The organism is Streptomyces flavovariabilis, assembly GCF_000725785.1.
GTDB lineage: Bacteria > Actinomycetota > Actinomycetes > Streptomycetales > Streptomycetaceae > Streptomyces > Streptomyces hawaiiensis.
On record NZ_JNXD01000016.1, the window covers coordinates 178,668 to 199,580 of the forward strand.

Here is a 20,913-nt window from a genome sequence, read left to right on the forward strand (position 1 = left end):
TGACGATGAAGGAGAGTTCATGGACAACGAGCAGGTCTTCGCACCGATCGTCGACCCGGGTCAGCTGGCTCACGACTCGGCCTCCCACTCCAACGCGCTCGTCGAGAACCCCTTCGAGGACACCGAGGAGTAAGCGAGGGCTCAGCTCCCTCGACCGTGGGCCCGCCCGTTGCCTTCCGGGCGGGCCCACGCCCGTCCCAGACCCGTCGTCAGGAGGATCGCCGTGTCCCGCAGCCGACTCGTACCCGGTGCCGAGGTCGTCGCCGTACCCGGGCGAGGTCTCGCCGTCCGCACCCCCGAAGGGGAGTTCCTCAGCATCAGGACAGGCGACGCGGACGAGCAGCTCCTGCTCTCCCTGCTCACCGGCGGCGGGACCACCGCCCGGGCGGACACGGAACTGCGCCGTGTCATCCGTGGGTTCGAGCAGGCCGGATTCCTGGCGCAGGGCACCCGGCCCGCCGAGTGGCCCGCCGACCGCCGGCACATCCGGCTGATCGGCGACCCGGTACTGACCGAACCGCTCGCCGCGCACCTGACGGCCTTGGGCGCCGATCCCGCCATGACCACACCCCGGACGTCACCGGTCGACGTCGACGACCTGCTCGCGACGGCCCCCGCCGCCGTCGTGTGGTGCCTCGACGGACCCGTGCCCGACGGGCTGTGGGACGTCGCCGACCGGCTGCCCGAGCACGGTGTCGCGTGGCTGCGCTGCCACCGCGAGGGCTGGCAGGCGTACGTCGAGCCGGTGGCCGCCGGACCCGGGGACGTGACCTCGGCCCACATACGCTCCCGGCGGCTCGCCGCCACCCCCGCGTACCGCGAACTGGCCGCGTACTGGAGCGGGCCCCGCACCTCCGGCGCACCGGCCCGGCTCACCGTTCCCGCCGCCACGCTGCTCGCGGCGCTGCTGGCCGACGATCTCAGCCGGTGGGCCACCGGCGCCCCCGATCCGGCCGGCCTCCCGGCACGGCGCCGGCTGCGCCGCGTCGACCTGCGCACCCTGACCGTCACCGAACACCCCGTCCTGCCGGTCCCCGACGTCGCACCGACACCGAAGAAGGACGGATGACGGCGTTCAGCGCGGCCGTCGAGGGACTCGCCACCGACATTCACCTCCCCGCCGGCGACGGCCCCTTCCCGGCCGTCCTGGTCCGCACCCCCTACGACCTCACCCGGCACCGTGCCGAGGCGCGCGGCTGGTCCCGCCGCGGATTCGCAGCCGTCGTCCAGGACGTGCGGGGCCGCTTCGCGTCAACGGGGGAGTGGCACCCCTACACGAACGAGACAGCGGACGGAGCGGCGACCGTCCGCTGGATCCGGCGCCAGCCCTGGTGCGACGGCCGGCTGGTGGCGTCCGGCGCCTCCTACGCCGCCCACTGCGCCCTCGTCCTCGCCCTCGACGTGCCCGAGGACGCGCGGCCGGACGCCGTCATCGCGGCCGTGCCCGCCCTCGGTCCCGCGGAGACGGCGCGCGAGGCGTCCGGCGTGGAACGGCTGCTCTCCCGTGCCGGATGGTGGGCCGCCCACGGCGACCGGCGGGGCTCCGACGAGAGCGCACTGGACAAGGCCCTCGACGCGGACCCCGGCCTGCTCGCCCACCTGCCGCTGACCGCCCTCCCCGAGCGGCTGGGCCGGAGCCTGCCCTCCTGGGCGGGCCTGTGGCGCCACCACGATCGCGGTCGCCTCGTGGCACGGGCGGCCCACGCCGGGCTGCCCCTGCTCGCGGTGGGCGGCCACCACGACCACTTCACCGACGAGACCGTCGCACTGTGGCAAGCCTGGGGCGGCCCCTCCGCGCGTCTGCTGCTCGGCCCCTGGAGGCACGGCCTGGTCACCGCACCCGGCCCGGACGCGGGGCCCGCCCACCGGCTGAACCTCGGCGAGCTGTACGTGCGCTGGGCCCGCCGCGCCCTGGCCGGCGAACTCGCCCCCGGCCGCCACGGGGCCCTGGCACTGGGCGGCGCCGACCTGTGGCTGCCCGCCGGCACCCACGGTGAACCGCGCATCCGACGGCCGCGGCTGCTGCACGGCTCCGCCTTCACCGCCGACCCCGACCGCCCCGTCCGCTCCGACGACCTGACCGTCCCCACCGACGGTCCGCCCGACCGCTGCCTGTTGGTCACCCCGCCGCTGCCGCGTCCGCTCGACGCGGTCGGCCCCGCGAGCGTGCAACTGCGGGCCACCGCCCACACGCCGTCCGCCGACTGGGTCGCCCGGCTCGTCGCGCTGACGCCGGAAGGGACCGCCGCACGGCTCGCCGTCGGCGTCGTCCGGCGTGCCGGACCGGTCGGCCACGAGGGCGCGTTCACCGTCGACCTCGGCCGGCTCGCGTGCCGGTTGCGGGCCGGCACCCGGTTGCGGCTGGAGATCGCCGGGCACCACTTCCCGGCCCACGCCCGCAACCCCCACACCGGCGACGACCCGGTGACGGCCCGTCACCTGCTCGCGTCCCGGCGCGAGGTCGATCCGGCCGGTGTGGCGCTCAGGCTGCACATGCTCCCGTCCCGTCCGACCCCCACCGACCCCGCCCAGGAGATCCTGCGATGACGGCGCTGCCGCTGGAAGCACTTGTCGACCCCGTCTGCGGCATCGTCCGCAAGGTCAAGCCCGTCGAGCACCCCCCGGGCACCCCACCCCGCTACACCGCGCTCACGGCCGAGATATCCGACGCCCGCAGACTCGGACTGTGGCCCGCCGACCGGGTCTCCCTCGGCACCACCTTCGGCGACCCCGGACAAGCCCGCATCGCCGCGATAGCCGAGGGCATTGAGCGGTACTGCGGCAACCGCGTGCCGCCGCCCGGCCACCCCGACGCCCCCCTGCGCGCCACCGCCGCCGAACTGGCCGAGAAGGGCCTGCGCCTGTACGGCCCCGGGGACCTGCCCGCCTACGCGCCCTGGCAGTACGCCCGGCCGAAGTTCCCCTATCGCCCCCTCACCGCCGACACCCCGGCGCTGTGGACCCGCGGAACGGAACCGCTGGCCGACGGGACCACCGCCGAGGTCTGGGCACCCGTCTCGCTCACCCACCTCAACTGGCGCCAGGGCGACTTGCGTGAGCTGCCCCGCACCCACCACCTCAACTACGCCGGGATCGCCACCGGTCAGGGCCTTGACGACGCCGCCGAACGCGGCCTGCTGGAGATCGTCGAACGCGACGCCCTGGAACTGTGGTGGCATCTCGACGGCCCGGCCCGGGGCATCGACCCGGCGAGCGTGCCCGGCCTCGCCGACGACCTCGCCGGCTCCGCTCTCGACGTCCACATCGTCGAGATGCCCTCGGAGTTCGCCCCCTGCATGGCCGCACTCGTCCACGACCCGCGCCTCGGCCTGTACGCCGCCGGTTTCGCCTGCAAGTACGACCCCGCCGAAGCAGCCCGCAAGGCCGTCCTCGAAGCCGTCCACACCTGGGTCTTCACCCAGGGCCTGACCAGTGCTGACGGCTGGGTCTTCCAGGCCGTCGAGGCCGGGCTGCTCGCCCGGGGGCTCTACCTGGAGCACCGCGCCGACGGCCGCTATCTCGATGTGTGCGGCGAGCAGTTCGAGCACGTGCGGGACCTGGGCGCGCACGTGCAGGTGTGGCTGGACGAGCGGATGGCGGCCGAGGCCCGGCGCTTCACCGAGCCGGCCCTCGGAACCGTGTCCGTCGACATGGTCGAGCCCGGCAGCCGGGAGCGCCTGGAGCGTGCGCTGCGCGGGGGCGGCCACCGTGTCATGACGTTCGACCTCACCACCGAGGATGTGGCCGAGACCTCCCTGCGCGTCGCCAGGGTCCTCGTCTCCGGGCTCCTTCCCAACGCCCCGGCGGCCTTCGGCTACTTCGGCTGCCCGCGCCTTTCCGAAGCCGCCGCCGAACGCGGATGGCGCACCGACCCGCCGAGCGCGCCGCAGGACTTCACCCTGGCGCCTCCGCCGCACATGTGAGGTCCGTCCCCGTGCAACACGCCCGTGAGGACGGCCCGCCGGACCTCGTCGCCGCCCTGGCCCGCGCCCGCTCCCCGGAGCGCCCCGGCCCCGACACACCCGCCGGGGGAGCCGTCCGGGCCTGGCCGGGGCCGCCGGTCCCCTTCCCGAAGGCCGTCCCGGCCGGTCTCGACCTGCATCTCCTGCTGCGCCTGTCCCTGGCGGCCTCGGACGACTCCGGACGCCTGCGGCCGACACCTTCCGCCGGTGCCCTGCACCCGGTGGACACCGAACTGACCGTCGGCGCCGGCTGCTCCCTGCCGCCGGGCCGCTACGGCTACGACCCGCTGCGCCACCGCGTGCACCGACTCGACCGGCAACCCCCCGGCACCCCGCCGGGCGTGACGGCCGAACTCTCCGTCACCGCGCAGCGCACGGTCTCCCACTACGGCCACCGAGCCCGGCCCCTGCTGCTCCTCGACACCGGGCACGCCGCCGCCGCCCTGTACCTCGCGGCCCGGGCGCTCGGAGTGAGCGAGCCAGAGGTACGGATGGACGGACGCGCCGAGAACCCGCTGGCCGCCGTGCACATTCCACCGCCCGACAGGCGGGACCGGGCGCGCCCGGCGGACAGCGCCCGCGTCCCGGAGCCGTCGGAGGCTCCACCCACGCCGGCGGAGCTGCTCGCGCGCCGCAGTACCCCACCCCCGTTGGCGGGCACCCCCTCCCAGGACGCACTGCGGGCGGTCCTCGCCACCGCCGCACGGGCGAGCACCGGCGATGTGCGCTGGTGCGCCGCGGTCGGCCCGCCACGGCCCGGCCTGATGGAACCGGCCGCCGACGGTGCGGCCCTGCGGCAGTGCGCGGCAGGGGACGCCCGCCCCACGCTCGCCGCCTGGGCCGCGGGCCAGGCGTGGATCGCGGACGCGGGCGCCGTCCTGCTCGCCCACGGCTGCCCCGCCGACGCCGACGCCCCGCACATCCGCCGCGCCCACCTGCGGGCCGGCTTCGCCGTCCACCTGGCCCATGTCACCGCCCGGCGCCACGGTCTGACCGCCCGGCCCGTCGGCTCCTGGCAGCAGGCGGACCTCGGCGCCGCGCTCGGCGCCGCCCCGGGCCGGGACTGGGTCGTCCACGCACTGGCCCTCGGCACCCGCCACGCCGACGAGGAGAACACCACGTGATCGTCCACCCCGAGCTGCGCCGCGCCGCCCGGCGCGCACGGCGCCCCCTGCTCGCGGCCACCCTCCTGCAGGGCGCCGTCACCCTCACCCACCTGGCGCAGGCCGCACTGCTGGCCCTCGCCCTCGCCGGCCTGGCCCGCGCAGACACCGGCCGGCTGCCATGGCTGCTGGCCGCGGTGCTCGCCGTCGTCGCAGCCCGCGCCGGGCTGACGGTGTGGCAGCGCCGCACGGCCACCCGTGCCGGGGCCCGGGTCAGGGTGGCCCTGCGGGACGAACTCCTGGCGCACCTGGGCCGGTTGGGGCCCGCGCACCTGACCACCTCGCGGGCCGGAGCCGTCCGCACCACCCTCGTCGACGGAGTGGAGGGCGTCGACGCCTACGTCTCCCGCTACCTGCCTCAGCTCCTGGTCACCCTCACGGTGCCGCCCCTGGTCCTCGCAGCCCTGGCCGCCGTGGAACCCCGGGCCCTCCTCGGCCTCGTCCCCGCCCTGCTCCTCGCCCTGGCCGGGCCACGCGCCTGGGACCGGCTCCTCGCCGCCCGCGGCAAGGAGCACTGGGACACGTACGAAGGACTGGGCGCCGACTACCTGGAGGCACTCCAGGGCATGCCCGCCCTGCGCGCCGCAGGCGCGGTCGGGCGCACCCGCGAACGCCTCGAGCAGCGGTCCGCGGCGCTGCACCGTTCCACCGTCGCCAAACTGCGGGTGTCCCTGGTCGACACCGGCATCACCGACCTCGCCGTCCAGGGCGGCACCGCCGCCGCAGCGCTCCTGGCGTGCTGGTCGGCCGTCACCGGAGCCACCACGGCGACCGGCACCTATCTGGTGCTGCTGCTGGCCTCCGAGTGCTTCCGCCCGGTCCGCGACCTCGCCCGCGAATGGCACGCCGGCTACCTGGGGGCGTCGGCCGCTGACGGGCTCGCGGCCCTGCGCACGGCCGAGCCGGCGGTCCCCGACACCGGAACGGCGCCCGCGCACTGGCAGGCTCCGCCCCAACTGCGCTTCCACAACGTCCGGTTCACCTACGACGGCGCGCCGGCGCCCGCCCTGGACGGGGTCTCCTTCACCGCGCAGGCGGGACGGACGACCGCGATCGTCGGACCGTCCGGCGCGGGCAAATCCACACTCTTGGCCCTGCTCCTGCGCCATCACGACCCGCAGGAAGGCCGGATCACCCTCGACGGGCGCCCCACGGCCGAGTACGCGCTCGACTCGCTGCGGCAAGGAATCGCCGTCGTCTCGCAGGAGACGTACCTCTTCCACGCCACCATCGCCGACAATCTGCGCCTGGCCCGTCCCGGCGCCTCCGACGACGACCTGACCAGGGCGGCACGCGTCGCCGGGATCCACGACGAGATCGCCGCACTTCCGGAGGGCTACGCCACCGTTCTCGGTGAACGGGGCGCCACCCTCTCCGGGGGCCAGCGACAGCGTCTCGCGCTCGCGCGGGCCCTGCTGGCCGACGCCCCGGTGCTCGTCCTCGACGAGGCCACCAGCTCGGTCGACGAGCGCCGTGAGGCGGACATCGTCCGTGAGTTGCTGAACGCCGCGAGCGGCCGGACCGTCCTGGTGGTCGCCCACCGGCTCGCGGCCGTCCGGCACGCCGACCGCATCGTCGTCCTCGACGCGGGACGGGTGGACGCCGTCGGCGAACACACCGGTCTGGTCGAGGCCGGCGGCGTCTACACCCGGCTCGTCGAGGCCGGCCGCGCCCACCGAGGAGAACTCGCCGCATGAGCACCGTCGCCGGACCCGCCGCCACCGACGCCGACGCACCCGCCCGAGGTGCGCTGCGCGCCCTGCTCCCCGCCCTCGCCGCACACCGCGCCATGACAGCACGCACCTGCGCCGCCGCCCTCCTCGAACAAGGCTCCCTCGTCGCGCTGCTGACCCTGGCCGCCCACACCGTGGGCACCGCCGTCATCGAAGCACGCGCCCCCTCGGCCGCCGCCGTCACCGCGCTCGTCGCCCTCGTCGTCCTGCGCGCCCTGATGACCTGGCGGGAGATGGACCTCTCGCACGACCTCGCCTATCGGGTGCTGGCCGCACTGCGCGTACGCGTCTTCGACGGACTCGCCCGCAGCGCGCCCGCCCGGGTCGCGGGCCGGCGCAGTGGAGATCTCGCCGCCACCGCCATGGCCGACGTGGAAGCACTGGAGTTCTTCTACGCCCACACCACCGCCCAACTGCTGGCCGCGGGCACGGTCTTCACGGGCGGCTCCGTGGTCCTCGCCACGGTGGAGCCGTGGCTGCCGGCGGTCGTGCTGCCGGTCGCGGCCCTGCTCGCGGCGGCGCCCTTTGCCGACGCGCGCGCACGCGCGGCACGCGGCGGCCGTACCCGCACGGCCCTGGCGCGGCTGTCGGCCGACACGGTGGAGACCGTCGACGGGGTGCGTGAACTGCTCGCCTTCGGCGCTCTGGCGGAGCGCCGTCGCACTCTGGCGGAGCGGGGGCGGCAGGTGGGTGACGCCCAGCGCGCCGAGGCGACCCGGGAGGCCGTCGCCGCCGCGGTCCGCGACCTCCTCATCGTGGCCGCGGTCCTCGGTGTGGTGGCCGCGGCGGCGCACTCCGTGACCTCCGGGCGGCTGCACGGCGCGTGGGCGCCGGCGGCGATGGCGTTGGCCCTGTCCGTCCTCGGTCCCGTCGCGGAATCGGCCCGAGCCCTGAGCCAGGCCGTGGCACTGCGCGCCGCAGCCTCCCGCGTCGACGTGGCCGTCAAGGCCCCCGCACTCGCCCCGCCGCCCGCCGCGCCCCGCTCCCTGCCGCCCGGGCCGCTGGGCGTCCGGCTGCACCGGGTGAGCTTCGACTACGGCGGCGCACCCGTGCTGGACGGCGTGGAACTGACCGTCCCCCCGGGGCGGACACTCGCCCTGGTCGGCGCCTCGGGCGCCGGCAAGTCGACCTGCGCCCACCTGCTGGCCCGCTTCTGGGACCCGGCCGCCGGCGCGGTCCAGCTGCTGCCCGCCGACGGCGACCCCGTGGACGTGCGGGAGGTGAGCGACGCGGAACTGCGGCGGGCGGTGACGCTGGTGGGCCAGGACGCGCCTCTCTTCCACGGCACCCTCGCCGAGAACCTGCGGCTCGCCGCACCCGAGGCGGACGACAAGGCGCTGGCCGAGGCAGCACGGCTGTGCGGCGTCGACCGGATCGCCCCAATGGACACCCATGTCGGCGAGCGCGGCGCCACGCTCTCCGGCGGGCAGCGGGCCCGCATCGCTCTCGCACGCGCGCTGCTGGTCCGGCCGCGCGTCCTCGTACTCGACGAGTCCACCGCTCATCTGGACAACACGGGCGATGCCCAACTCGCCACCGCCCTGGCGGAAGAGAGCCGCACGACGATCGTCATCGCACACCGCCCGGCCACGATCCGCCGTGCCGACCGCATCGCCGTCCTCGAGGACGGCCGCATCGTGGAGGAGGGCACCTGGGAAGACCTCACCGGCCGCCCGGAGAGCGCGCTCAACCGCATACTCACCACCACTGCGTGAGCACGGGGTGCCGCCGGTGCGCGCGACGCGCTCGTCCCCGGGCCGTCAGGAATCCGGCCGGCGGTCGGCCTGCCCGGACAGGCAGCCGTCGCACACGCCCGTGAGTTCGACCGTGTGGTTCACCGCATGGAAGCCGATGTCACGCTGGATCCGCGTCACCCATCGTTCGACCTCTTCGGCGTCGACGGCGAGGCTGAGCCCGCACTCCCGGCAGACCAGGTAGTGGCGGTGACCGTCGTCGGGTCTGGGCCGGTAGAGGCGTTCACCGTCACTGTCCCGCACCACGTCGACGTGTCCGGCCGTCTCCAGTAACCGCAGCGTGCGGTAGACGGTGGTCAGCCCCACCGTCACGCCGTCCGCGACCAGAGCGGCGTGCAGGGCCTGCGCCGAGATGAAACCGTCGGCGGCCCGAAGTGCCTCCAGGACCGCGGCACGTTGCGGGGTGGGACGCCACTCGCCGCGGGCCGTTTCGTGCATGAGCGTGCCTCCCATCGCGTCTGGAAGGCCGTCCGTGCGCCGACGTGGTGCCCGGACGCCCCGGTGATCCGGCTAGACGGCGGCCGCCGGACTCGCGTGCCCGTGTTCGAGGTCGCAGACGTCCCCGGTGTCCCACAGGGGGAAGGGGTCGTCGTCGGCGGGGGCCTGCTCACCGTCGGCCATCAGACATGCGGCCAGGGCGGCGCGCAGACTCGCCTCCCGCAGGCCGACACCGATGAACACCAGCTCCTGCGCGTGGGGCGCGTCGGTGTCCCGGACCCCGGACGGCTCGAAGCGGGCCACGGATCCGGCCTGTGACCACAGGCCGGTCACGCCCTCACGGCCGGCCAGGGTGAAGAAGCCCTTGGAGCGCAGCACTTGGCCGTGTGCTCCGCCGTCCAGGGCTTCGGTGACGAAGGCCCACAGCCGCCCGGGGTGGAACGGCACGGAGGACCGGAAGACCAGAGAGGAGATGCCGTACTCCTCGGTCTCGGGAACGTGCTCGCCGTTGAGTTCCTGAACCCAGCCCGGCGCCTGCTGCGCGCGCTCCAGGTCGAATCGCCCGGTCTCCAGGACGTCGCGCACACCGACCCGGCCCTGCATAGCCGGGATCAGACGGGCGGTCGGATTCAGTCGTGCCAGCACCCCGCGCAGCCGGTCGGCGTCGGCATCGCCGACCAGGTCGAGCTTGTTGAGGACGAGCACGTCGGCGAACTCGACCTGGTCGATCAGCAGGTCGCTCACGGTGCGTTCGTCGTCCTCGTAAGGAGCCAGGCCCCGTTCGGCCAGGTCGTCACCGGTGCCCAGTTCGGCGAGGAAGTTGGCGGCGTCGACGACGGTGACCATGGTGTCCAGCCGGGCCACGTCCTCCAGGGTGGCGCCGTCGTCGCGGGCGAAGGCGAAGGTGGCAGCCACCGGCATCGGCTCGGAGATGCCGCTGGACTCGATGAGGAGGTAGTCGAAGCGGCCGTCCCGGGCGAGCCGTTCGACCTCCTCCAGCAGGTCGTCCCGCAGGGTGCAGCAGATGCAGCCGTTGGTCATCTCCACCAGCCGCTCCTCGGTGCGGGAGAGGGCCGCTTCGCCGCCGCGCACGAGGGCGGCGTCGATGTTGATCTCGCTCATGTCGTTGACGATCACCGCCACCCGCAGGCCCTCGCGGTTGGTGAGGACGTGGTTGAGGAGGGTCGTCTTTCCGGCGCCGAGAAAACCCGACAGCACGGTGACGGGGAGACGCTGCGAGGGCATGGGCGGTTCCTCTCGGTCAGGAGGGTCGGGCGGCGTGGATACGCCTCAGCATACGACAACGATTTTCATGTGCGATACCCGCCGCCTCCGGTGAACGGCCGCGAGGTCATGGGCCGACGGGGCCTCAGGCCGGTTGCCACATGCCGGTGAGTGCCGAGGGCGTGAGGAGTCGCCCGGGTTCCCCTTGTCCGGCCACGCGCCCCTCGCGGAGAAGGAGGCAGGCGTGTGCCGAGCGGGCGGCGTCCAGGTCGTGTGTGGCGTGGACGACGGTCACGCCGTCGGCGACCAGGTCCGCCAGCAGCCCTCCTATGCGCTCCCTGGCCTCGGGGTCGAGTCCGGTGGTCGGCTCGTCCAGCAGGAGGAGGTCCGACTCCTGGGCGAGTCCTTGGGCGATCAGGGCGCGCTGTCTCTGCCCGCCGGACAGCTCGCCCAGTTGGCGAGGGGCCAGGTCGGTGATGCCCAGGCGCTCCAAGGCCGTGTCGACCGCGGCTCCGTCGCGGCGGGTGAGCCGACGCCACGGGCCGCGGTCGCCCCAGCGCCCCATCTCCACGGCCTGCCGGACCGTCAATGGCAGGGCATCGCCGATCGCACCACGCTGGGGCACGAAGGCCGGTGGCCGGCTGCTGCCGTGGCGGACCGTGCCTGATGTGGGCTGGATGACGCCGGACAGAACGCCGAGCAGAGTGGACTTCCCGCTTCCGTTCGGTCCGACGAGTGCGGTGATCGCCAACGCCGGTATGTCCGCGTCGAGTTGCTGCAGCACCGGGCGCCCGCTGTAGCCGGCGGACAGGCCGGTGAGCCGCACGCGAGACGTGCTCTCGGTGGCGGCCGGGCAAGGGGTCTGTTTTTTGAACATGATTTTCATTGTAGTGTGTCGCCTCATGGACTGGTTGACGGGCCCTTTCGAGGTGACCTTCGTGCAGAGGGCCCTCTGGGGCGGAGTTCTGGTGTCGGCGATCTGCGCCCTGGCGGGCACCTGGGTGGTGCTCAGGGGGATGGCCTTCCTCGGCGACGCCATGTCCCACGGGCTGCTGCCCGGCGTCGCGCTGGCCGCGCTCCTCGGCGGCAATCTGCTGATGGGAGCGCTGCTGAGCGCGGCCGTCATGACCGCAGGCGTCACCGCCCTCGGCCGCACCCCGCGGCTGTCCCAGGACACCGGAATCGGCCTGCTCTTCGTGGGGATGCTGTCGCTCGGCGTCATCATCGTGTCGCGGTCGCAGTCCTTCGCGGTGGACCTGACCGGCTTCCTCTTCGGTGACGTCCTCGCCGTCCGGGAACAAGATCTGATGCTGCTGGGTGTGGCCCTGCTGCTCGCGCTGGCCGTCTCGGTCCTCGGCCACCGGGCCTTCCTCGCCCTGGCGTTCGACCCGCGCAAGGCCCACACGCTCGGCCTGCGCCCCCGCCTGGCCCACGCCGTGCTGCTCGGCCTGCTGGCGCTGGCCATCGTCGCCTCGTTCCACATCGTGGGCACACTGCTGGTGCTGGGCCTGCTCATCGCTCCGCCGGCGGCCGCACTGCCCTGGGCCCGCAGTGTGCGGGGCGTGATGGTCCTCGCCACGGCACTCGGCGTCCTCGCCACCTTCTGCGGACTGCTGTTGTCGTGGCACCTGAGCACCGCGGCCGGCGCGACCATCTCGGCCCTGGCCGTGGGCCTGTTCTTCCTCTCCCACCTGGCATCCGCTCTCAGCCACCGCCGCGCACGCTCGGTCGGCATCCGTCCGGCTCCTACCAACTGAAAGACCTGAGGCGATGTTCTTGTCCGTCCGAAGAAACGTCACTGCCGGGGTGCCTGCCGCACTCACGGCCCTCGCGCTGCTCACCGCGGGCTGCGGCGAGCAGGACGACAACAAGCCCGCCTCCGGGGCGGGTCGAGCGACCTCCGCAACCCCGCACGGCTACGTCGCAGGGGCCCAGGAGGCAGCCGGGCAACAGTCCCGGCTGGTGCTCAACGACCCACGAACCGGTGACACCCGCGTACTGGACCTGATCACGGAGAAGGTGCACGACGTGCCCCGCACGAGGGGCACCGCGGAACTCGCCACGGACGGCCGGTTCGGCTACTTCCACGCCTCGGGCGGTACGCGGATCCTCGACGCCGGTGCCTGGACGGTGGACCACGGCGACCACGTGCACTATTACCGCGCGGCGATACGTGACGCCGGCCGGCTGCCCGCCGCAACCGGCGCGCGCGTCCGCAGCGACGCGGCCGTGACCGCCGTGGTCGACGAGAACGGCCGGGCCGTAACCTACCGCCGGGCCGGACTGGAGAAGGGGCGTGTCGGCTCCCCCCGCCCGCTTCCCGGTACGCACGCGGGGGCGGTGGTGCCGTATGCGGAGCACCTGCTGACCCTCACCGGCGACGGGAAGAGAACGTCCCGGGTCGAGGTGTACGACCGTGAGGGCAGGCGCGTCGCTTCACCGCACGCACGGTGCGAGGAACCGAGGGGCGACGCCGTCACCCGGCGCGGGGTGGTGTTCGGCTGTGCCGACGGCGCCCTGCTGGTCAGTGAGGACGACGGCGGTTTCACAGCAGCCGAGATCCCGTACGGTGCCGACGTACCCGCGGGGGAGCGGGCGTCGTCCCTCCGTCACCGCGCGGGAAGCGACACGCTGGCCTCACCCGGCGGGGACGCTGCCGTGTGGGTCCTGGACGTCACCGAACGCACGTGGACCCGGACGGAAACCGGCCCTGTCGTCGCCACCAACACCGCCGGAGAGGGCTCCGCGCTCCTCGTGCTGGAGACCGACGGGGCGCTCCACGGATACGACATCGCCACCGGCAAGCACCTGGCGAAGACGAAGCGGCTGCTGACCCAGGTCCCCAAGACCCCCGCCGCCGACAGCACAGGGCCCCTGATCGAGGTCGACCGCAGCCGCGCCTACGTCAACGACCCCGAGGGCAAACGCGTGTACGAGATCGACTACAACGACGGCCTGCGCATCGCCCGCACCTTCGACCTGGACATGAAGCCGGTGCTCATGGCGGAGACCGGACGATGACGGCACCGAAGCGAACCGTTCTGCGGCTGCGCCGCCTGGCGGCCGCACTCATCGCGCTCGCCTGCGCGGGCACGGCCACCGCCTGCTCAGGCGGTGACGACCGACCCCGGGTCGTGGTGACGACCAACATCCTGGGCGACATCACACAGGAGATCGTCGGTGACGAGGCCGAGGTCACCGTCCTGATGAAACCCAACGCCGACCCACATTCCTTCGGTCTGTCCGCCGTTCAGGCGGCCCAGCTGGAGCGCGCCGATCTGGTGGTCTTCAACGGGCTGGGCCTGGAGGAGAACGTACTACGGCACGTGCAAGCCGCCCGCGAGGCCGGGGCGGCCACCTTCGAGGCCGGCAAGGCGGTGGACCCGCTCACCTTCCAGGCCCACGACGAGGGAGGCCCCGAAGAGGAAGCCGGGCAGCCCGACCCGCACTTCTGGACCGACCCCGACCGCGTGCGCAAGGCCGCCGGCCTGATCGCCGAGCAAGTCGCCGAGCACGTGGACGGCGTGGACGACAAGGCGATCCACGCCAACGCCGAACGCTACGACGACCAACTCGCCGACCTCACCGCCTGGATGGACAAGGCCTTCGACCGCATACCCGAACAGCGGCGCGCGCTGGTGACCAACCACCACGTCTTCGGCTACCTCGCCGACCGCTTCGGCTTCCGGGTGATCGGCGCGGTCATCCCGAGCGGTACGACGCTGGCCTCCCCCAGCTCCTCCGACCTGCGCTCCCTCACCCGGGCGATGCGCGAGGCAGGCGTACAGACCGTGTTCGCGGACTCCTCCCAGCCGAAGCGGCTGGCCGAGGTCCTGCGCACCGAACTGGGCGGCCGGGTCCGCGTCGTCGAGCTCTACTCGGAATCCCTGACCACAAAGGGCGAAGGCGCCGACACCTACCTGCGGATGATGCGCGCCAACACCACCGCCATGACGGACGGCCTGACCGGAGCCTGACCCCGGCCCCCGCACCGCGGACACCGGCCGTCCGGCCATCGAGCACCCACACCCGACGCCGCGCCCGCGCGGCCCAGAAAGGAACACAACCGGTGGACAAGTCGATACGCAACAGAGCCCTCTCGGGCACGGCACTCGCCCTGGCGGCTTCCGTGGTCCTGACCGCCTGCGGAGGCGAGGACGGCTCCTCGTCCGGCGCGAAGGCCGAGTCCGCGCCGGGCAGCAAGTCCGTACCGGTCAAGGACCCGCTGGTCGCCACGTTCGACGGCGGTCTGTACGTCCTGGACGGAGCGAGCCTGAAGCTCGCCGACACGGTCGAACTGCCCGGCTTCAACCGGCTCAACCCCGCCGGCGACGACTCCCACGTCATCGTCTCCACCGACGCCGGATTCCGCGTCCTGAACGCCGCCGAGCAGGCCTTCACCGGCATCGAGTACAAGGGAGCCAAGCCCGGCCACGTCGTCCAGCACGCGGGCAGGACCGTGCTGTTCACCGACGGCACCGGTGAGGTCGACGTCTTCGACCCCGACGCCCTCAAGGGCGGCAAGAAGCCGCAGGGCCGCACCTACACCTCCGCCGAGCCGCACCACGGCGTCGCCATCGAGCTGAGCAACGGTGAACTCCTCAGCACCCTCGGCACCGAGGAGAAGCGCACCGGCGTCCTCGTCCTCGACAAGGACAACAAGGAGATCAAGCGCAACGAGCAGTGCCCCGGCGTCCACGGCGAGGCGGCCGCCGAGGGCGAGGCCGTCGCCGTCGGCTGCGAGGACGGCGTCCTGATCTACAAGAGCGGCAAGTTCACCAAGGCCGAAGCCCCCGACGACTACGGCCGCATCGGCAACCAGCGCGGCAGTGACGCCTCGCCCGTCCTCCTGGGCGACTACAAGACCGACCCGGAGGCAGAACTGGAGCGGCCGACCCGTATCTCCCTCATCGACACCGAGTCCGGCAAGATCCGCCTGGTCGACCTGGACACCAGCTACTCCTTCCGTTCACTCGGCCGCGGACCCGACGGCGAGGCGCTCGTCCTGGGCACGAACGGCGCCCTCCACGTCATCGACCCGCAATCGGGCAAGGTGGAGAAGAAGATCCCCGTTGTGGACGAGTGGCAGGAGCCGCTGGACTGGCAGCAGCCCCGGCCCACCCTCTTCGTCCGCGACCACACCGCGTACGTCTCCGAACCGGGCAAACGCAAGTTGCACGCCGTCGACATCGAGGCGGGCGAGAAGATCACGTCCGTGACCCTGCCGAAGAGCACGAACGAGCTGTCCGGAGTCGTCACCGGCCACTGATCTCCCCCGCCGTACGGCGCTCCGGCCGCGGCAGGAGCGTGGGCCGGCGGGGGCGGTGCCGGCTGAGGAGGCGTGCGGGCCGGTCGGCAGACGATCGTTCCGCGGCGCGAAGCAGACCGCCCGGGGGCGCGGCCCGACAGCGGTGCGTGGCGCGGAGACCGCCTGCAACCGGTTACCGAAGTGGCGGTGAACCCTGTCCGGGATCAGTAGCCGTAGATCATCTTGTAGGCGACCTCGGGGAGGAACTGCCCGGCCGAGGAGCCGCCTCCGACGCCGCAGTTGCCGTCGGACTCGCCCGGAACCTTGATCCACAGGAGCATCTCGGCGCCTCCGCCCAACTGGGTGGGGGTGCCGATACGACGGCCTGAGGGGTTGCACCACTGGCCGTTGGAGCCGTTGCCGTTGCGGCTGGTGTCCACGACGAACGGCTTGGTGTAGCCGTAGCGGGAGCTCAGTTCACGGTTGACGGCGTTGCCGTAGGAGGTGTTCTCGGCGGTGGGGATGTAGTTGGAGACGTTGAGTGAGAAGCCGTGGGCCTGCCGGAGGCCGGCTTCGTGGAGGCGCCGGGCCATGGTCGCCGCCTCGGCCCAGCGCGGGTTGCCGGCGTCCATGTAGACCCAGGTGTTGGGGGCCTGGCGGCTGAACTCGGCGAGGGCGCCGGTGAGCATGCCCTCGCGTTCGTCGATCTGGGCCTGGTTCATGCAGCCGTAGTCCCCGAGGGAGTCCGGTTCGAGGATGACCACGGCCGGTCGGTTGGCGATCCCGCCGGCGAACTGGGCGATCCAGCTCCGGTAGGCGGACGGCGAGGCGGCTCCACCCGCGGAGTGCCCGCCGCAGTAGTCGCGGTTGTAGATGTTGTAGGCGACGAGAATGGGCAGTTTGTCGACGCGGTCCGCCGCTCCCGCGTACGCCCCCGCGGCGGTGCCGATGGCGCCGCTCCAGGAGCCGAACCAGCGGGCCGTCGGGGTGTTGGCGATGGAGGCGTTGATCGCGCCGGCGCGGCCGTCGCCGGGGTTGGCGGCTGCCCACCTCTTCGCGCTGGAGTCGGGGTCCGCGTAGAACCCGTTGGTCAGGGTGGTCGGGTCGGCGGCGTGGGCGGACGGTGCGGCGGCGAACACCAGCGGCAGAGCGAGGAGCGCTGCGGTCAAGGCGTGGAGTCTGCGGCGCATGACGGAACCTCGATTTCCTGGCAAGGGGTGCGTCGCGCGCTCTGGTCCCGAGCGGGCGACCTGGGCAGAGAGAGGCGGTGGTGCAGCCTGATGTGGGAGCGCTCCCACTGGAAGCGGTCCCAATAACGCTGGAGAATCGATCGGGGTGCGCTTGGTATGGTGTTTCCGGGTGGTTGAGCTGTCAATAGCCGTTGCACAACCCGCCGTACATGGCGAGAACGAACTCCTGAGTTCTGAGAACTGGAAGCGCTCCCAGTAAGCCGACGGTGACGCTTCATCCCGTGCTTCACGACCTTCCTCAGGCGGCCGGTGGCATGGCCCCGCGCCGGGGTGAGACGCTTCCCGTCCGGTCGTGAGGGAAAGGCTCGTGGTTCATGGCACAAGATGCGCCGCGTCGGCAGCCGACGCTCGACGAGGTGGCCGAACGCGCAGGCGTCTCCCGCTCCGTGGCCTCCCGCGCCCTCAACAACGCTCCGCATGTCAGCCGTGCGAAACGGGAAGCGGTCGAACGGGCTGTCCGGCAACTCGGCTACGTGCGCAATCCGACCGCTCGTGCTCTGGCCACCTCTCAGACCGGAGCGGCAGCCCTGGTCGTCTCGGGGGAGGATCCGTCGATCTTCGCGGACCCGTTCTTCGCCCAGGTGGTGGTGGGGGCTTCGCAGGCTCTGGATGAGGCCGACCTCCATCTGATGCTGTGCCTGGCCGCTTCCGACCGGGGCCGCAAGCGGGTGGAGGAGCTCTTCCGGTCCAAGGGTGCGGACGGCGTCATGCTGATGGCGTTGCGCAAGGACGATCCGCTGGCCGCCCTGGCCGAAGAAGCGGAGATGCCTGTCGTGTTCGGAGGCCGCCCGGTCGGCCCGGCTCCCCGGTGGTACGTCGACGTCGACAACGTGGGTGGAGCGCGCGAGGCGACCGCGTACCTGGTTTCTCGCGGCCGGACCCGCGTGGCTGCGATCTGCGGGCGTCTGGACACCGAGGCCGGGCGAGCCCGCTACCGCGGCTACCGGGACGCCTTGTTGGAGGCCGGCCTCGATCCACTGCCGCCGCAGGAAGGGGACTTCACCGAGCCCAGCGGAGCCGCCGCCATGGCCGTACTGCTGGAGAACCACCCCGAAGTGGACGGGGTGTTCGCCGCCAACGACAACATGGCGGCGGGGGCGCTGCGCACGCTGCGTGCGGCAGGCCGGGCGGTCCCCGCCGACGTCGCGGTCGTCGGCTTCGACGACCTGACCGTCGCCCTGGTCGCCGATCCGCCCCTCACCACCGTCCACCAGCCCATAACCGCCCTCGGGCGAGAGATGGCGCGCATGCTCGTCACGGTCGTCAACGGGCAGGACCCCACCCCGCTGATCCTGCCCACACGCCTGGTCATCCGCTCGAGCGCCTGACCCGCACGGAGGGGCAGGGCGCTGCTGCGAGACCGGGCCCCGGCGGGCTGGAAGCGCCTCCGGTGCCATGGGTGCGGGACCCGCACGAGCGGCGGGGCCCACACCGTCAGCAGGTCGAGTTGGTCTGGGTGAGCAGGCCCAGTCGCCAGGGGAGGAGGTTGTAGTCGCCGCCGGCGTTGGGATTCATGCCCTGGTAGAGGTACTGGAGCCGGCAGGCGGGGATGGTGAGGGTCTGGTCGTATCCGGCCCGGATCATTTCGCCGTGACTGATGTCCCGGGTCCAGGCGCCCGAGGGGAAGGCGACGTTGTTGGCCCGCGCGAACGGGTTGCTCTCGGACGCGGCGAGGGGTGTCCACGAACCGGCGAGGCTGTCCGAGGTCCAGGAGCGGAAGCAGCGCCGGCCGTCCGAGCCGATGGCTTCGGCGAGCAGGAGATACTGGTTGGTGCCCTGCACCTTGGTGGCCCGAATGATCGATCGACTCATCTGATCCGGGATCCACGGATTTCCGAATGACCTCCGACGTTTCGGACTCCATGTGGGCCCGCAATGAGGCGACTTGGCCCGCGGTGAGGGCGCGTGGCGCCGGGCGGGGGTCGGGCGTCCGCCCGCCGTCGCACCTGACCGGCAAAGCGGCGCCGCCCCTCCCGCGGGATGCGAGGAGAGGCGGCGTTGGCCTGCGGGCGGCTCGGACAGGTCCTGCACGTGCGTTGACGCACCGCACATGTCCTCCAGGTGGGGGTTCAACAGACCCTGGGGAGCCCCTCAGGGCCGGTCGCCGCGTCCCCGTTGCCTTCGGCCTGGCCTCGCAACGCTGACTGGAAGTGCTGCGCCAGTTCCTGCTTGAACGCATCCGTGTCGCCTTCCAGTGCGACTGCGGCCAGCCGCGCGTGCTCGACGGCGATGTCGTGCAGATCGCTGTAAGAGGGGTGGTCGACCAGGAGGTAGAGGCGCAGCTTGGTCTCCCAGCCGTTCCAGAGGCTGCGCAGCGTGCCGTGGCCCGACAAGTCGTAGAACAGCCTGTGGAACTGGAGGTGTGCATCGACGCTGGCCGGAATGTCGTTCTTCTCGATCGCGTGGTGAAGCTCGTCTATCGTCTGCGTCAACCTGGACCGCTCCGGTCCCCGGAGCGCCTCGATGGCGAGCTCCGCGGCATATGGCTCGACGAGCAAGCGGATCGAGGCGATCTCGGCGATCTCCTGAGCGCTGACCTCGACGACGAACGCCCCCCGGAACGGGACCTTCACGACCAGGCCCTCCTCCTCGAGCCTGGTCAGCGCCTCCCGCAGCGGGGATCGGCTGATCCCGAGGTCCGTCGCGATGTCCCTCTCGCGCAGCTGTCCACCGGGAGGCACGGTCCCGTCGAGGATGGCTCCGCGCAGCACGCGGTAGACACCCTCCGGGGTCGTCGTCCGCTCCAACCCGCCGAATTTGGGGTCCATCCCGGTCACCTCTCTGGTCGGTTGTCGACCACAAAGGCTACAGCTCGTCCATGCCGCAGGGCGCCATCGGACGGGACTCCGAGCAGGGCGGTGGAGGTTCCTCCGGTCAAGGGCGCGGCAGGCCCAGGAGGACCGGCAGGTCGGCGATGTCGGTGATCCGCTCGTAGCCGAGCCACGGCTCGTCGGGCTCGAAGCCCCGGTCCATGTAGACCGTGTGCGTGATGCCGAGGCCGGCCGCGGAGCGCAGGTCGTACTTCGGACTCGCCGAGACGTGCACGATCTCGTCCGGTGCCGCCCCCAGCTTGTCCAACATGTACTCGAACACACGCAGTCGGGGCTTGTAGACACCCATCTGCTCGGCGGTGATCACGACCTCGAAGGGCGCCTGGAGGTTCTCCACCAGCTGCGACGCGAACGCGTCGTCGCTGTTGGTCAGGATCACCAGGGGGTATACCTCCGCCAGCCTTCTCAGGGCCTCGGTCACTCCCGGGTAGGGCGTCCACGTGGGAATCTCCTCGTACACGGCCTGGCCGTCGCCCTCGCGGTACTCCACGCCGAACCGCGCGCAGGTCCGCACCAGTGCGTCCGTGACGATCTGGTGGAACGGCTTGTACTCGCCCATGCACTCGTCGATCCGGTACTGGTTGCCGGCTCGGGTGAAGTCGTCGGCGAGCTCCGGCGGCAGCCGGTCCCCCAGCACCCGACGGATCGCGTCCCCGACGCGGAAGTGGATCAGGGTCCCGTTCATGTCGAACGTGACGAACTTGGGCTTGACGTCAAATGCCACGGGGATCCTCCAAGGTTTGTCGTCCAGGGCTCTTCAGCGACACCTGGGCTGATGGTCGATTGTCGACCATCTGTTTTTGACTGTCAACGGCTGGGTTGCTACCCGACCCAATCCGGTCTCTTGTCGATTGTCGACCATATGTGTATGGTCGACCACTGTCAACAGGCCCCTGAACTTCCCTCAGCCTCCCCCGGACATCGACAAGGTCATGTTCGGGTCGGGACCGTGAAGAACGGTCTCCGGACGGTAGCGAGCAAACCTCCGACGGTGGAACTCGTGAGGGGCCTGATCCACGTGCGTCCAGAGCGGCTGGCGGCACTGGCAGGAGAGAGCAGCGACATGAAGTTCACCCCCTACTGGCTCGACACCGCTCCCCAGGGACCGGACCGGTCCGGGTCGGACATCGGCGGGAGTGTCGAGGTGGCGATCATCGGTGCCGGCCTGACCGGCCTGTCGGCGGCACTGCACCTGGCACGAAAGGGTGCGAACGTGCACGTCTTCGAGAAGGACACGGTCGGCTTCGGAGCATCGGGCCGCAACGGCGGCATGGCCACCACGGGCATGTCGATCGGCTTCCGGTCCGCGA

19 protein-coding genes and 1 pseudogene are annotated in these 20,913 nt (G+C 72.4%); 13 read left to right on the forward strand and 7 right to left on the reverse strand.

Going from position 1 to position 20,913, the window contains the following annotated elements; genetic code table 11:
- Positions 1–19: 19 nt before the first annotated feature.
- From amiA to IO24_RS0126965, 7 genes are all read left to right on the forward strand, one after another.
- Positions 20–133 carry a streptamidine family RiPP gene (amiA, locus tag IO24_RS46690; protein ID WP_244310224.1) on the forward strand — a complete coding sequence of 38 codons (114 nt, stop codon included), beginning with the start codon at positions 20–22 and terminating at the stop codon, positions 131–133.
- A gap of 90 nt (positions 134–223) precedes the next feature.
- Positions 224–1,069, forward strand: coding sequence for a hypothetical protein (locus IO24_RS0126940; RefSeq protein WP_031139837.1), 846 nt, complete (start codon positions 224–226; stop codon positions 1,067–1,069).
- On the forward strand, positions 1,066–2,547 hold the full coding sequence (locus tag IO24_RS0126945) for a CocE/NonD family hydrolase (RefSeq protein WP_031139840.1): 1,482 nt from the start codon (positions 1,066–1,068) through the stop codon (positions 2,545–2,547). The genes IO24_RS0126940 and IO24_RS0126945 overlap by 4 nt, the downstream gene beginning before the upstream one ends.
- Positions 2,544–3,923 (forward strand): YcaO-like family protein, encoded by a 1,380-nt coding sequence (locus IO24_RS0126950; RefSeq protein WP_031139842.1) that lies wholly within the window; start codon positions 2,544–2,546, stop codon positions 3,921–3,923. Before IO24_RS0126945 ends, IO24_RS0126950 begins: the two co-directional genes overlap by 4 nt.
- Before the next feature lie 11 nt (positions 3,924–3,934).
- Entirely contained in the window at positions 3,935–5,086 is a 1,152-nt protein-coding gene (locus tag IO24_RS0126955) for a nitroreductase family protein (protein WP_037668534.1), read from the forward strand.
- Complete coding sequence (locus tag IO24_RS0126960; RefSeq protein ID WP_031139846.1) at positions 5,083–6,822, forward strand: ABC transporter ATP-binding protein/permease; 1,740 nt, start codon at positions 5,083–5,085, stop codon at positions 6,820–6,822. Before IO24_RS0126955 ends, IO24_RS0126960 begins: the two co-directional genes overlap by 4 nt.
- Positions 6,819–8,573 (forward strand): ABC transporter ATP-binding protein, encoded by a 1,755-nt coding sequence (locus IO24_RS0126965; protein ID WP_031139848.1) that lies wholly within the window; start codon positions 6,819–6,821, stop codon positions 8,571–8,573. The genes IO24_RS0126960 and IO24_RS0126965 overlap by 4 nt, the downstream gene beginning before the upstream one ends.
- A gap of 45 nt (positions 8,574–8,618) precedes the next feature.
- On the opposite strand, the gene IO24_RS0126970 is transcribed toward IO24_RS0126965, so the two are convergent.
- The 3 genes from IO24_RS0126970 to aztA all read right to left on the reverse strand — a co-directional run bounded on the left by IO24_RS0126970 (position 8,619) and on the right by aztA (position 11,160).
- Entirely contained in the window at positions 8,619–9,050 is a 432-nt protein-coding gene (locus IO24_RS0126970) for a Fur family transcriptional regulator (RefSeq protein WP_037668536.1), read from the reverse strand.
- Between the two features lie 72 nt (positions 9,051–9,122).
- Complete coding sequence (locus tag IO24_RS0126975; RefSeq protein WP_031139852.1) at positions 9,123–10,295, reverse strand: GTP-binding protein; 1,173 nt, start codon at positions 10,293–10,295, stop codon at positions 9,123–9,125.
- Between the two features lie 124 nt (positions 10,296–10,419).
- On the reverse strand, positions 10,420–11,160 hold the full coding sequence (aztA, locus tag IO24_RS0126980; protein WP_031139854.1) for a zinc ABC transporter ATP-binding protein AztA: 741 nt from the start codon (positions 11,158–11,160) through the stop codon (positions 10,420–10,422).
- 16 nt (positions 11,161–11,176) lie between these two features.
- Here aztA and aztB point away from each other — a divergent pair, with 16 nt between their 5' ends.
- The 4 genes from aztB to aztD all read left to right on the forward strand — a co-directional run bounded on the left by aztB (position 11,177) and on the right by aztD (position 15,543).
- A complete protein-coding gene (aztB, locus tag IO24_RS0126985; protein WP_031139856.1) occupies positions 11,177–12,031 on the forward strand; it encodes a zinc ABC transporter permease AztB in 855 nt (284 codons plus the stop codon).
- A 13-nt stretch (positions 12,032–12,044) separates the two neighbouring features.
- The gene (locus tag IO24_RS0126990; protein ID WP_031139858.1) at positions 12,045–13,295 is read left to right on the forward strand and encodes a hypothetical protein; all 1,251 of its coding nucleotides are present in this window, start codon (positions 12,045–12,047) and stop codon (positions 13,293–13,295) included.
- Positions 13,292–14,251: a zinc ABC transporter substrate-binding protein AztC gene (gene aztC, locus IO24_RS0126995; protein ID WP_031139860.1), complete on the forward strand. Its 960-nt coding sequence runs from the start codon at positions 13,292–13,294 to the stop codon at positions 14,249–14,251. Before IO24_RS0126990 ends, aztC begins: the two co-directional genes overlap by 4 nt.
- 92 nt (positions 14,252–14,343) lie before the next feature.
- Entirely contained in the window at positions 14,344–15,543 is a 1,200-nt protein-coding gene (gene aztD, locus IO24_RS0127000) for a zinc metallochaperone AztD (protein WP_031139862.1), read from the forward strand.
- A 203-nt stretch (positions 15,544–15,746) separates the two neighbouring features.
- On the opposite strand, the gene IO24_RS0127005 is transcribed toward aztD, so the two are convergent.
- Positions 15,747–16,712 (reverse strand): glycoside hydrolase family 6 protein, encoded by a 966-nt coding sequence (locus IO24_RS0127005; RefSeq protein ID WP_031139864.1) that lies wholly within the window; start codon positions 16,710–16,712, stop codon positions 15,747–15,749.
- Positions 16,713–17,086: 374 nt separating this feature from the next.
- Between IO24_RS0127005 and IO24_RS0127010 the strand changes: the two genes are divergently transcribed.
- Entirely contained in the window at positions 17,087–18,100 is a 1,014-nt protein-coding gene (locus tag IO24_RS0127010; protein ID WP_031139866.1) for a LacI family DNA-binding transcriptional regulator, read from the forward strand.
- A gap of 106 nt (positions 18,101–18,206) precedes the next feature.
- Here IO24_RS0127010 and IO24_RS0127015 read toward each other — a convergent pair.
- From IO24_RS0127015 to IO24_RS0127025, 3 genes and pseudogenes are all read right to left on the reverse strand, one after another.
- A pseudogene (locus tag IO24_RS0127015) lies at positions 18,207–18,557 on the reverse strand (non-reducing end alpha-L-arabinofuranosidase family hydrolase); the annotation flags it as partial.
- A gap of 284 nt (positions 18,558–18,841) precedes the next feature.
- On the reverse strand, positions 18,842–19,540 hold the full coding sequence (locus tag IO24_RS0127020; RefSeq protein ID WP_031139870.1) for a GntR family transcriptional regulator: 699 nt from the start codon (positions 19,538–19,540) through the stop codon (positions 18,842–18,844).
- 106 nt (positions 19,541–19,646) lie between these two features.
- Positions 19,647–20,327, reverse strand: coding sequence for a haloacid dehalogenase type II (locus tag IO24_RS0127025; RefSeq protein WP_031139872.1), 681 nt, complete (start codon positions 20,325–20,327; stop codon positions 19,647–19,649).
- A gap of 267 nt (positions 20,328–20,594) precedes the next feature.
- On the opposite strand from IO24_RS0127025, the gene IO24_RS0127030 reads away from it, so the two are divergent.
- Positions 20,595–20,913 (forward strand): NAD(P)/FAD-dependent oxidoreductase (locus tag IO24_RS0127030; RefSeq protein ID WP_234335287.1); only part of this gene is annotated, 319 nt, incomplete at its 3' end.